Annotated in this window: 13 protein-coding genes; 7 read left to right on the forward strand and 6 right to left on the reverse strand. The window is 64.5% G+C overall.

All coding sequences use genetic code 11. The features are described from left to right. Window positions 1–47: 47 nt before the first annotated feature. Window positions 48–968, forward strand: coding sequence for a branched-chain amino acid ABC transporter permease (locus B3D39_RS19415; protein ID WP_078521040.1), 921 nt, complete (start codon window positions 48–50; stop codon window positions 966–968). Between the two features lie 83 nt (window positions 969–1,051). On the opposite strand, the gene B3D39_RS19420 is transcribed toward B3D39_RS19415, so the two are convergent. Then, the gene (locus tag B3D39_RS19420; RefSeq protein WP_078550189.1) at window positions 1,052–1,234 is read right to left on the reverse strand and encodes a hypothetical protein; all 183 of its coding nucleotides are present in this window, start codon (window positions 1,232–1,234) and stop codon (window positions 1,052–1,054) included. Beyond that, window positions 1,231–1,779, reverse strand: a complete 549-nt coding sequence (hpt, locus tag B3D39_RS19425) for a hypoxanthine phosphoribosyltransferase (protein WP_078520791.1) — start codon at window positions 1,777–1,779, stop codon at window positions 1,231–1,233. Before hpt ends, B3D39_RS19420 begins: the two co-directional genes overlap by 4 nt. Window positions 1,780–1,863: 84 nt before the next feature. Here hpt and B3D39_RS19430 point away from each other — a divergent pair, with 84 nt between their 5' ends. Further along, the gene (locus B3D39_RS19430) at window positions 1,864–2,322 is read left to right on the forward strand and encodes a type II toxin-antitoxin system RatA family toxin (RefSeq protein WP_078520790.1); all 459 of its coding nucleotides are present in this window, start codon (window positions 1,864–1,866) and stop codon (window positions 2,320–2,322) included. Window positions 2,323–2,399: 77 nt separating this feature from the next. Here the strand turns inward: B3D39_RS19430 and B3D39_RS19435 are convergent, their stop codons facing one another. From B3D39_RS19435 to B3D39_RS19450, 4 genes are all read right to left on the reverse strand, one after another. Further along, the gene (locus B3D39_RS19435) at window positions 2,400–3,578 is read right to left on the reverse strand and encodes an ammonium transporter (RefSeq protein ID WP_078550701.1); all 1,179 of its coding nucleotides are present in this window, start codon (window positions 3,576–3,578) and stop codon (window positions 2,400–2,402) included. A gap of 179 nt (window positions 3,579–3,757) precedes the next feature. Continuing rightward, window positions 3,758–4,231 (reverse strand): CinA family protein, encoded by a 474-nt coding sequence (locus B3D39_RS19440; protein ID WP_274963524.1) that lies wholly within the window; start codon window positions 4,229–4,231, stop codon window positions 3,758–3,760. Beyond that, the gene (locus B3D39_RS19445) at window positions 4,228–4,737 is read right to left on the reverse strand and encodes a phosphatidylglycerophosphatase A family protein (RefSeq protein WP_274963525.1); all 510 of its coding nucleotides are present in this window, start codon (window positions 4,735–4,737) and stop codon (window positions 4,228–4,230) included. The genes B3D39_RS19440 and B3D39_RS19445 overlap by 4 nt, the downstream gene beginning before the upstream one ends. A 4-nt stretch (window positions 4,738–4,741) precedes the next feature. Beyond that, a complete protein-coding gene (locus B3D39_RS19450) occupies window positions 4,742–5,869 on the reverse strand; it encodes a bifunctional 2-C-methyl-D-erythritol 4-phosphate cytidylyltransferase/2-C-methyl-D-erythritol 2,4-cyclodiphosphate synthase (RefSeq protein WP_274963526.1) in 1,128 nt (375 codons plus the stop codon). Between the two features lie 276 nt (window positions 5,870–6,145). Between B3D39_RS19450 and dusB the strand changes: the two genes are divergently transcribed. From dusB to B3D39_RS19475, 5 genes are all read left to right on the forward strand, one after another. Further along, window positions 6,146–7,066 carry a tRNA dihydrouridine synthase DusB gene (dusB, locus tag B3D39_RS19455; protein WP_414718041.1) on the forward strand — a complete coding sequence of 307 codons (921 nt, stop codon included), beginning with the start codon at window positions 6,146–6,148 and terminating at the stop codon, window positions 7,064–7,066. Further along, on the forward strand, window positions 7,063–8,130 hold the full coding sequence (locus B3D39_RS19460) for a two-component system sensor histidine kinase NtrB (protein ID WP_078540791.1): 1,068 nt from the start codon (window positions 7,063–7,065) through the stop codon (window positions 8,128–8,130). Before dusB ends, B3D39_RS19460 begins: the two co-directional genes overlap by 4 nt. Before the next feature lie 3 nt (window positions 8,131–8,133). After that, window positions 8,134–9,504: a response regulator gene (locus B3D39_RS19465; protein WP_078520785.1), complete on the forward strand. Its 1,371-nt coding sequence runs from the start codon at window positions 8,134–8,136 to the stop codon at window positions 9,502–9,504. 112 nt (window positions 9,505–9,616) lie between these two features. Further along, window positions 9,617–11,860 carry a sensor histidine kinase NtrY-like gene (locus tag B3D39_RS19470; protein WP_274963528.1) on the forward strand — a complete coding sequence of 748 codons (2,244 nt, stop codon included), beginning with the start codon at window positions 9,617–9,619 and terminating at the stop codon, window positions 11,858–11,860. Continuing rightward, window positions 11,857–12,481, forward strand: a 625-nt coding sequence (locus B3D39_RS19475) for a sigma-54-dependent transcriptional regulator (protein ID WP_274963529.1), incomplete at its 3' end; no start/stop codon positions are given. The genes B3D39_RS19470 and B3D39_RS19475, both read left to right, overlap by 4 nt.

Genomic DNA, 12,481 nt, shown 5'->3' on the forward strand with positions numbered 1-12,481 from the left:
AATTCGAACAGGACGACGTCAGCCCCGAGACCCATAAGCGCGGCCGCATGGTGCAGGCGGTGTTCTGGGTGGTGCTGCTGGGCTTCCTCGCAGTCGCCCCCTTCTTCCTCTACCCGGTCTTCGTGATGCAGTTGCTGTGCTTCGCGCTGTTCGCAGCCGCCTTCAACCTGCTGATCGGCTTCACCGGCCTTCTCAGCTTCGGCCATGCCGCCTTCTTCGGGGGCGCGGCCTATGTGGCGGGCCATGTGCTGAAGGTCTGGGGCTTCCCGCCGATCCTCGGCATCATCGCGGGCACGCTTGCAGCGGCTGCGATGGGCTGGGTCGTGGGCTCGCTCGCGATCCGTCGGCAGGGCATCTACTTCGCGATGATCACGCTCGCGCTCGCGCAGATCGTGTATTTCTTCGCGCTGCAAATGCCCTTCACCGGGGGCGAGGACGGGTTGCAGGGCATCCCGCGCGGCAACCTGCTGGGCATCTTCAACCTCAGCGATCCGATCACGATGTATTACTTCGTGGCGGCCGTCTTCATCGTCGGCTTCCTCGCGATCTACCGCATCGTGCATTCGCCCTTCGGTCAGGTGCTGCAGGCGATCCGCGAGAACGAGCCGCGCGCGCTGTCGCTGGGCTATAACGTGGACCGATTCAAGCTGCTGGCCTTCGTGCTCTCGGCGGGTCTGGCCGGGCTTGCGGGCTCGACCAAGGCGCTGGTGTTCCAGTTCGCCTCGCTGACCGACGCGCATTGGCAGATGTCGGGCGAGGTGATCCTGATGACGCTCTTGGGCGGCATGGGCACGATCTTCGGCCCGGTCGTGGGCGCGTTCATCGTGGTCACGCTGCAGCACTTCCTGTCGGGAATCGGCTCGTGGGTGCAGGTCGTGATCGGCGGCACCTTCATCGCCTGCGTGCTGCTGTTCCGCCGCGGCATCGTCGGCGAGATCGCGCGTCTGCTGCGCATTTCGTCGCTGTAAAACTGGCGTGGCGGGGGCTCTGCCCCCGCTCGCTTCGCGAGCCCACCGGGATACTTTTGCAAGCCCGAAGAGAGGCCGCGACTTTAAGGTCTGGGCGCGCGAAGGGCGCGCGGGTTCACCGTCGCCCAGTCCGGCCAATATCCCAGCTTTTCAATCACCACGATTGCGATCACGGCCAGCGCCACGACGGCCACGATCTTCACCTGCGTCATCGACGGCGGGCGTCGTGCCCACCGCGCCATGCGCAGCAGCCACGTGTAATTCACGAAGCATCCTCGGTGAAGCGCACCTTGCCGATGAAGGGCAGGTTGCGATTGCGCTGCGCGAAGTCGATCCCGTAGCCCACGACGAATTCGTCGGGGATCTCGAAACCCGTCCAGGTCGCGCGCACATCGACCTCGCGCCGCGAGGGTTTGTCGAGCAGCGCACAGCATTCGATCCGCCCCGGTTTGCGGGCGCGCAGCATCCCCATGACGTGGTGCAGCGTGAAGCCGGTATCGACGATATCCTCGACCACCAGAACGTCGCGGCCTTCGATCCCTGCGCGCAGGTCCTTGAGGATGCGCACCTCGCGCGAGCTGGTCATCGCGTCGCCGTAGCTCGACGCCTCAAGAAAATCGACTTCAACCGGCAGGTCGATCTCGCGCACCAGATCGGCGATGAACACGAAGGAACCGCGCAAGAGCCCCACGACGACCAGCTTGTCGGTGCCCTTGAAGGTCCGGGTGATCTCGGCGGCCAATTCTTCGACCCGGGCCGCGATCTGCTTGGCCGAAATCATCTGGTCGATCACATAGGGGCGCTGCGTCATGATGTCGGGCCTCGAAACGGGTTGTAGGGCTTGAACTCGGGCTTAGCTTTAGCGCATCAAGAGGCGCAAGAAAACGGGAGAGACATGCCTAAGCATCACGAGAACCGGGTCATGCCCTATAGCGCGCAACAGATCTACGATCTGGTGGCCGATGTGGGGAGCTATCCGAAATTCCTGCCGTGGAATTCGGCAGCCCGCGTGCGCTCGCGCGAGGAACGCCCGGACGGCTCGATCCTGATGCTGGCCGATCTGGTGATCTCGTTCAAAGTGTTCCGCGAGAAGTTCGGCTCGCGCGTGGTGCTGCATCCCGACGAGCATCATATCGAGACCGAATATCTCGACGGGCCGTTCAAATACATGCACAGCCATTGGCGCATGTCCGATCGCGACGACGGCTCCTGCGAGGTCGATTTCCATGTCGATTTCGAGTTCAAGAACGCGATCCTGCAGGGCGTGATCGGGGTCGTCTTCAACGAGGCGATGCAGCGGATCGTGCGCGCCTTCGAGAAGCGCGCCGAGGAGCTGTACGGGCCGAAGGGCTGAGGGCATCGCGCCTCTGGTGCCACGAAAAAGGCCGCCCGTCGGGGCGGCCTTTTCCATTTCGGGTCAAGCCCCTGCGATCAGGAGTTCATGTCATAGGCGCGCTCGCCATGGGTGGAGAGGTCCAGCCCGTTGGTCTCGTGCTCGTCGCTCACGCGCAGCGGGAAGACCAGACGCACCAGCATCGCCAGAACCCAGCTGCCCGCGACGGTGAACACGCCGACCACGGCCAGCGCGCCGAGTTGCGCCACGAACGACCCATGGCCGAAGACCGCGATCATGATCGTGCCGAAGATGCCGCCCACGCCGTGGACCGCGAAGACGTCGAGGCTGTCATCGACATGCAGCTTCTCTCGGATCAGCACGACGAATTCCTGACAGATGATCCCGGCGGCGAAGCCGATCACCAGCGCTTCGATCGGACCGACGAAGCCTGAGGCCGGGGTGATCGAGGCCAGACCCGCGATCGTGCCGGTCACGAGGCCCACCATCGACGCGCGGCCGAACTTGATGCGCTCCCACAGCGCCCAGCTGAGCGAGGCGGCTGCAGCGGAGATATGGGTGACGGTGATCGCCATGCCGGCTACGCCATCGGCCGCCAGTTCCGAGCCGCCGTTGAAGCCGAACCAGCCGACCCAGAGCAGGCCTGCGCCCATCGCGACCATGCCGGGGTTATGCGGCGGCGTGGTGCGCTTCACGCGCGGGCCGATCATCAGCGCCAGCACGAGGGCTGCGAGGCCTGCGGTTTCGTGCACCACGATGCCGCCCGCGAAGTCCTTGGTGCCGACCGCGCCCCAGATGCCGCCATCGGACATGATGCCACCGCCCCAGATCCAATGCGCGACGGGCGCGTAGATCAGCAGCATCCAGAGACCGGTGAAGACCATCACGAAGCCATAGTTGATCCGCTCCACGAAGGCGCCGACGATCAGCGCGGGGGTGATGATCGCGAAGGTCATCTGGAAGGCGAAGAAGACGATCTCGGGGATCGAGCCCGACAGCGTGTCCGGCGTGATGCCCAGCAGCGCGAATTTACCCAAGCCGCCCCAATAGCCATTGGCGTCGCCGAAGGCGATCGAATAGCCGAACAGCAGCCACAGCACGCTCATCAGCGCCGCGATCGAGAAACATTGCATGAAGATCGACAGCACGTTGCGCGCCCGCACGAGCCCGCCGTAAAACAGCGCCAGCCCCGGCAGCGTCATCAGCAAAACCAGCGCCGTCGCTACCATGATCCACGCGGTATCGGCCGCGTTCATCCCCGCTTCCATCTGGACAAATCCTCCTCGAAATTCCCTCTGGAGGGCAGGGGCCATAAGCGCGGCGCGCAATAAAGAGACATTTTGCGCAAAACCCGCCTATTCGCGCGTCACTTTTGTAACTGCGTGAAAAATGGGCGATGCAGGGTGCATATGCTTATGACGTGGGCGGTTTGGAGTCAGCCTTGCGCCGCCGACAGCAGCAGAGCGAGCGCGTGATCGCGGGCCGCTTCGCGTACCTTGTCGCGCCCGAGCGCGCCGAATTCGACGGTCTCCACTTGGGTTTCGGCGCCCTCGCGCGCGAGGCCGAAACAGACGCGGCCCTCGGGTTTGAACTCCGACCCGCCGGGGCCCGCGATGCCGGTGATCGCGACCGCGATCTGGGCGTGGGAGTGGCTCAGCGCGCCCTCGGCCATCTCGCGCGCGACCGGCTCGGAGACCGCGCCATGGGCGTCGAGGCTTTCCGCGCTGACGCCCAGCATCTCGCGTTTGGCGTCATTGGTGTAGGTGACGAAGCCGCGCTCCACGACCGCCGACGATCCCGGAATATCGGTGAGGGCTGCGGCGACCATCCCTCCGGTGCAGCTCTCGGCGGTCGCGACCATCAGGCCGCGCGCCTTGCAGGCGTCGAGAACGTCCGACGCGCGGCTCATCCCATCATGCCCAGAAAGACGATGTGGTAGAGGCCTGCGAGGATGATCGACACGATCCCGGCGAAGACCCCGGCCCAGATATCGTCGAGCATTACGCCCGTCGCGTCATGGCGGCGATCGGCGCGGCCCACGAGCCACGGCTTCCAGATGTCGAACAGCCGAAACAGCAGGAACGCTGCGACCGGGCCGGGCCAGACCATATGCAGATCGACGCCGGTTGAGAGGCCGCGCTGCCAGAAGCCGAAGGCCGGGAAGAGGAGCGCGACCCATTGGCCCGCCACCTCGTCGATGACGATCTCGGAGGGGTCGTCTTTGCTGTCGCCCAGCTGGGCGCGCACCGACCAGAAGCCGAGCGCGGTGACCGCGATGGTGGCGATCACCAGCGGGAGGAAGCCCAGCCAATGCTCGATCGCCCAGCCGACCAGCACCGCCACCAGCGACCCCCAGGTGCCCGGCGCGGGTTTCAGCAAGCCGACAAATCCGACCGTGTTGATGGCGCGCAGCATGGGGTTACTCCTTGATCAATGTGGCAGTGGCGATGGCGGCGATGCCTTCCTCGCGCCCGGTGAAGCCCAGACGCTCGGAGGTGGTGGCCTTGACCGAGATGCGGCCCGGCTCGATCCCGATGATGCGGGCGAGAGCCTGCGCCATTTCAGCGGCATGCGGGCCGATCTTCGGGCGCTCGCAGATCAGCGTCACATCGGCATTGCCCAGACGAAAGCCCCGCGTCTCGGCCAGTTTTACGGCGTGGTCGAGGAATATCTTCGACGCGGCACCCTTCCATTGCGGTTCCGACGGCGGGAAATGCCGCCCGATATCGCCCTCGGCCAGCGCGCCGTAGATCGCATCGGTCAGCGCGTGCATGCCCACATCGGCATCGGAATGACCCTTGAGCTTCTTGTCATGCGGCACCGCGACCCCGCAGAGCGTCACATGATCGCCCGGCTCGAACGCGTGCACGTCGTACCCATGGCCCAAACGGATATCCATCTTGTCTCCCAACAGTCTCTCGGCCCGGGCGAAATCCTCCGGGTAGGTGATCTTCAGATTGTCTTCCGAGCCGCGCGTGATCGCAACCGAAAGACCGGCCGCGCGGGCCACTTCCACGTCATCGGCAGCCCCGCCCGGATGGGCGCGGTGCGCACTGAGGATCGCGTCGAAATCGAAGCCCTGCGGGGTCTGCGCGCGGTAGAGCCCGCTGCGATCCTGCGTGCCGGTGACCTGACCGTTCTCGCCGATCCAGAGCGCATCCGACACGGGCAGGGCGGGCGCTGCCGCCTGTGCGCTGTCGAGCGCCTCGAGCACGCCGTCGATCACCGCGCGGCTGACCAGCGGGCGCGCGCCGTCATGGATCAGCACCTTCTCTACGCCCGAGCCCTCGAGCATCTCCAGCGCATTGCGCACCGAGGCATCGCGAGTAGAACCGCCCGCACAAAGCGCGACTTCGCCCTGAAACTGCGCGATGCCGCGCGTCATGTCCTCGGGATGCAGAACGACCACGATCCGCCCGATGCCTTTGAAAGCGGCAACGGTATGGGCCAGCACCGGCTGCCCCGCGAGGCTCTGCCATTGCTTCGGGGTTTCTCCGCCAGCGCGGGTGCCACGCCCGGCGGCGACGATGATGATGGCGTTGCTCATGGCGGCTCCCTGATCGCCCAAGGGCTTAGGCGAAGACGCGGCTCTGCGCAATCGGTGCCGCTGGACGCGATACGTCGCGCGATGTGACAACTGGCCACAGTTGGGTGATTAAAAAATAGGCGGTTGCTGATTTTCCCACCTAAAAAGGGGTGGACGCAATTGTGATTCTTTGGTCAAACGCCTAATTCGAAGGAAGACGAGTGACAGGACACCTCCGTGCCGAAGATTTTGGTTCTCGACGACATCACATTGACCCCTCCGGTCTTTCTCGCGCCCATGGCCGGGATCACCGACCTTCCGTTCCGGCGGATGGTGGCGCGTTTCGGCGCGGGTCTCGTCGTGTCCGAGATGGTGGCCTCGGGAGAGATGCTGACCGCGAAACCCTCGGTGCGCGCGAAAGCGCGGGTCGAGATGGGGCTGGAACTGCCGACCTCGGTGCAGCTCGCCGGGCGCGAGCCCGAACCGATGGCGGAGGCCGCGAAGATGGTCGCCGACATGGGCGCGCGGATCATCGACATCAATATGGGGTGCCCGGCCAAGAAGGTGACGGGCGGGGCCTCGGGCTCGGCGCTGATGCGCGATCCCGATCATGCGCTGCGGCTGATCGAGGCGACGGTGGGCGCGGTCGACCTGCCGGTGACGCTTAAGATGCGGCTGGGTTGGTGTGACGATACGCATAACGCGGCCGAAATCGCGCGCCGGGCCGAGGCTGCGGGCGTGAAAATGATCGTCGTGCATGGCCGCACGCGGATGCAGTTCTACAAGGGCAGCGCCGATTGGGCCGCGATTGCCGAGACGGTCGACGCGGTGTCGATCCCGGTGATCGCCAATGGCGACGTGGTCGATGCGAATTCCGCACGCGCAGCGCTTGCACAATCGGGCGCGGCAGGTGTGATGGTCGGTCGCGGGGCGCAGGGCGCGCCATGGCGGCTGGCTGAAATCGGGCACGAAATCTTCGGATCGCCGAAGCCGCAGGTTCCTTATGGGAATGCGCTTTGCGATTATATTTCAGAGCATTACGAGGCGATCTTGAGTTTCTATGGACGCGATCTCGGGCTGCGTCTCGCGCGCAAGCATCTGGGCTGGTATTGCGAGGCGGCGAATGCGCCTCTGCGCGCCGAGATGATGGTCAGCCAGACGCCGGAGGCCACACTGGCGCTGATCGAGCGCGCTTTCGGGGAAAGGTGCGCCGCATGAACCTTCCGGCCCCCGGCATCATCTGGACCTCGCTTCCGACCCCGGCTTTGCTGATCGACGGCGACGATCTTGTCGACGAGGTGAACCCGGCCGCCGAGCTGTTCCTTAACCTCTCCGCCAAGGCGCTGAGAGGTAAGGCGATCGGCGAAAGACTCGCGATTTCCGCACCTTTGGAGGAAATCTTCTACCGGGTGCGGAAGAACCGCGCCTCGCTCTTCGTTAACGATGTCGAGCTGACGACGGGCGAGAAAGCCCCGGTGCAATGCAATCTGCAAGCCGCCCCTGTCGGCGAAGACCCCGACCGGGTGCTGCTGCTGATCGAGCCGCGCGAGCTGGCTGATCGGCTGGGCCGCGCAAGCCTCGTGAAATCGGCGGCGCGCTCGGCCATCGGCATGGCGGAGATGCTGGCCCATGAGATCAAGAACCCGCTTGCCGGGATCGCCGGGGCGGCCCAGCTTCTGAGCATGAACTTGTCCGGCGAAGACCTTGAATTGACGGACTTAATCGTCGACGAGACGCGCCGGATCGTGAAGCTGCTCGAACAGGTCGAACAGTTCGGAAACGTCCGCGCGCCCGAGAAGAAGCCGGTCAATATCCATGACGTGCTCGACCGCGCGCGCAAATCCGCAGGCGTCGGCTTCGGTGCGCATATGACGATCAAGGAGGATTACGATCCCTCGCTGCCGCCGACACTGGGCGATGCGGATCAATTGACTCAAGTCTTCCTGAACCTGTTGAAGAACGCCGCAGAAGCCTCGGAAGGGAATGGAGAAATCAAGATCCGGACCTTCTACGAACACAGCTTGCGTCTGCGTCGCGCCGATGGATCGGGGCAGCCTCTGCCGCTGCAGATCGAGATCATCGACGACGGCCCCGGCATCCCGCCGGAAATTTCCAACGAGATCTTCGAGCCCTTCGTTTCGGGCCGCGAGAACGGCACGGGGCTTGGTCTCGCGCTTGTCTCGAAGATCATCAACGATCACGACGGCTGGGTCACGCTCGACTCGGTCCCGGGGAAGACCCGGTTTCGCATTTCACTTCCCGTTGCGCCAAAGGAGGCCTGATCCATGGACGGCACCGTACTTGTCGCGGATGACGATCGCACAATCCGCACCGTTCTGACCCAGGCCCTGACCCGGGCGGGCTGTAAGGTTCATGCCACGGCTTCGCTGGTGACGCTGATGCGTTGGGTCGAAGAGGGCAAAGGCGATCTTGTGATCTCGGACGTGATCATGCCTGACGGAAACGGGCTGGAGGCGCTGCCGAAGATCTCCGAGGAACGTCCGGGCCTGCCGGTCATCGTGATCTCGGCGCAGAACACGATCATGACCGCGATCCAGGCAGCCGAGGCCGAGGCTTACGACTATCTGCCCAAACCGTTCGATCTGCCGGACCTGATGAAGCGCGCGCAAAAGGCGCTGGAGCAGAAGCGCCGTAGCCCGATCGCCCCGCGCGAGATCGAAGGCGGCGGCGATGCGGGCGATCTGCCTCTCGTCGGGCGGACGCCGGCGATGCAGGAGCTCTATCGGCTTGTCGCACGGGTGATGAATGCCGATCTCGCGGTGCTTATCGCGGGTGAAAGCGGCACCGGCAAGTCCTTGATCGCGAAGGCTATTCACGACTTTTCGGATCGCCGTACGCTGCCCTTCGTGGTGGCGCAGGCGGGCGATCTGCAGGGCGCGGACGGCCCGGCGGCGCTGGTCGCGAAGGCCAAGGGCGGCTCGCTCGTATTCGATGAGGTTGGCGATTACGACGACGACACGCAGGCGCGGATCGTGCGGATGCTCGACGCGCTTCCTGATCCCGCACCGCGGATCATGGCGACGACACAAATCGACCTCGCGGGGCTGATGGAGGCGGGCAAGTTCCGTCAGGACCTGTTTTACCGGCTCGGCGGCGTGACGCTGAACGTGCCGAGCCTGCGCGAGCGGGTCGAGGATATCCCGCTTCTGGCCGAGCATTTCCTTGCCCGCGCCGAGCGCGACGGGCTGGGTTTGCGCCGCTTCACGCCGGAGGCGCTGCAACTCGTGCGCGCCTATTCCTGGCCCGGCAACGTGCGCCAGCTGGAGAACACGATCCGCCGTCTCGCGGTGACCTCGCCCGAGGAAGAAATCACCCGCGCTGAGGCGGAATTCGTGCTGGGCAACCAGCCCGCGATCGAGCCGCTGCGCCAAGGCGGCGAGGGCGAGAAGCTCTCGGCCTCCATCGCGCGGCACCTGCGGCGCTATTTCGACCTTCACGGCGGCACGCTGCCGCCGCCGGGCCTTTACGACCGGATTTTGAAGGAAATGGAGGCGCCGCTGATCGAAATTGCGCTCGATGCGACCGGTGGCAACCAGGCCAGATGTGCCGATCTGCTCGGCATCAACCGCAATACGTTGCGTAAAAAGATCACCGATCTTGATATTCAGGTGACACGCCGCCGCAAACTGATGTAAACCCGCAACAGGGGGCTGTGGCTTTTCCGTTCACACGGATTCGCGAGCCACGGTCTGGAATGAGGGGGCATTAGTGCAGGGCAGCACGGCATATCGCTCAGGCTGGGACCGTTTGGCGCGCTTTCGTCGCCAGAAGCGGGTGCGCAACCTGTTTACCTTCGGTCTGGTCGTGCTGGGCCCGGCGCTCGCGATTGCGACCTTCATAGTCCTCGGGCCCTTGGGACAGGGGGCGGACAGCACCGCGCTGCGCCTGATCCTGCTCGCCGATTTCGTCTATTTCCTGTTGCTCGCCGGTCTGATCCTGATGCGGCTGGTGCAGATCATTGCCGCAAGACGCGCCCACTCCGCCGGATCGCGGCTGACCCTGCGCCTGACGGGCGTTTTCGCGGGCATCGCGCTGGTGCCGACGATCCTCGTCGCGGTCTTCGCGTTCCTCACGGTGAATATCGGTCTCGAGGGCTGGTTCTCGGATCGCGTGCGCTCGGTCGTGGGCACGTCGCTTCAGGCCGCCGAGGCCTATCAGTCCGAGCATAAGCGTGATCTTGTGCAGGATAGCCGGGCGCTCGCGAATTTCCTCAATCTGCGGCGGCAGGCCTCGACCTTCATGTCGGATGGCGAACTGCGCGAATTGCTGATCACCGGGCAGGCGGGCATCCAGCGCGGCGTGAAAGAGGCCTATGTGATCGACGGCACGGGCCGGATCGTAGCCCGCGGGGATCGTTCCTATCTCTTTGATTACGAAGAGCCTTCTCCGCGCGACATCGTCGAGGCGCAGAAGGGAGAGACGGTGCTGATCGAGGATTGGCCGAACTCGGAACTGCGCGCGCTGATCCGGCTCGACGCCTTCGTGGACCGCTATCTCTATATCTCGCGCAAGGTAGACGGGCAGATCCTCGCGCTGCTCGATAAAACGCGCGAGACGGTGACGCTCTATCAGCAACTGGAGAGCGCACGCGGCCGGGTGATCTTTGAGTTCGGGCTGCTCTATTTCGGCTTTGCGCTGATCCTAATCCTCGCCGCGCTCTGGATGGGGCTGTGGTTCGCCGAGCGCCTGTCGCGCCCCATCGGGCGGCTTGCCGCTGCGGCAGAGCGCGTCGGCTCGGGCGATCTGGATGCGCGGGTCATCGAGGCCGAGGGCGACGACGAAATCGCGACCCTCGGCGAGGCGTTCAACCGGATGACCGGGCAGCTGAAGGGGCAGCGCATGGCCCTGATCGAGAACCACCGCGAGACCGAGGAGCGTCGGCGGATGTTCGATTCCGTGCTGTCTTCGGTGACTTCCGGGGTGATCGGGCTGGATGCGGACGGGCGGATAGACTTCGTGAACCGGGCGGCGATGACCTTGCTGGCGCTCGATAGCACGCGTGACAATGCCCGCGATCTCGCCACCGCCGTTCCGGAATTCGTCGGGCTTTACAATCGCTTGCAGGACGGTCTTAACGAAGTCGCGCAAGAGGAAATCCGGGTCTCGCGGGGCGGACGGCTGGAGAGCCTTCTGGTGCGCATGGCGGTGCGCCGCAACGATCTGGGCACGCCCGAGGGCTACGTGGTGGCCTTCGAGGATGTGACCGATCTGGTCTCGGCGCAGCGGATGGCGGCATGGGGCGACGTGGCGCGGCGCATCGCGCATGAGATCAAGAACCCGCTCACGCCGATCCAGCTCTCGGCGGAGCGGATCAAGCGCAAATTCGGCAAGATGACCGAGGGCGAAGATCTTGAAACGCTCAATCAGCTCACCGGCGTGATTGTGCGGCAAACCAATGACTTGCGGCGCATTGTTGATGAATTCTCGCGCTTCGCCCGGATGCCGGAACCCGACCGCGCCGATCACGATCTGGCACAGCTCGTGCGCGACGCCGCGACCTTGCAGCAAGACAGCCTGCATGGCGCGAAGCTGGTGACGGATGTCCCGAGTGAGCCGGTGATCGTCGAGCTGGACGCGACGATGATCTCGCAAGCGGTGACGAACCTTGTGAAGAATGCTGGCGAAGCGATTGAATCCTATACGGAAAAAGGCAACGTGGAAGAAGGCTTCGCGCCCGAGGTTCGCCTCGATATGCAGGTCGCGCCCGAGCATGTGACGATCCATATCGCGGATAACGGGATCGGCCTGCCGCCCGACCGCTCGCGGCTGTTCGAGCCTTACGTGACGACGCGCGAGAAAGGCACCGGGCTGGGCCTTCCCATCGTCAAGAAGATCATTGAGGAACATGGTGGAACGCTGACCCTGAGCGATGCGCCCGCCTTTGCAGAGGGTGCCCATCGCGGGGCGCTCGCCGAAATCAGGCTCCCACGCGCCCGAGCAGCGCTCAGAGCCATCAAGGAGAGGGGCGAAGCCCCCGGGGAAGTGACATGAGCGACATTCTGATCGTCGACGACGAGAAAGACATCCGCGAGCTGATCGCCGACATCCTGCGCGACGAAGGCTTCAAGACACGCCTCGCGGCGAATTCCAACGAATGCATGGACGAGATCAACGCCCAGGAACCGGCGCTGATGATCCTCGATATCTGGCTGAAGGACAGCAAGATGGACGGGATCGACATCCTCAAGACCGTCAAGCGCGACAACCCGGACGTGCCGGTGATCATCATCTCGGGCCACGGCAATATCGAGATCGCGGTGGCGGCGATCAAGCAGGGCGCTTACGACTTTATCGAGAAGCCCTTCAACATCGACCAGCTGATGGTGGTGATCTCGCGCGCGATGGAGACGGCGCGGCTGCGGCGCGAGAACTCGACGCTGAAGCGCCGCGACATGTCTTCGGGCGAGATGATCGGTGACTCGGCGGCGTTCCGGCGGCTGAAGGATCAGCTCGACAAGGTCACCAAGTCCAACGGCCGGGTGATGCTGACGGGCGAGCCGGGCTCGGGCAAGGAGATGGCCGCGCGCTATATCCATCAGTTCTCGACCCGTGCGGCGGGGCCGTTCATCACCGTGAATTCCGCCTCGATCGAGCCCGACCGGATGGAAGAGG

It is taken from the genome of Thioclava sp. UBA3469, from assembly GCF_002378135.1.
Lineage (GTDB): Bacteria > Pseudomonadota > Alphaproteobacteria > Rhodobacterales > Rhodobacteraceae > Thioclava > Thioclava sediminum.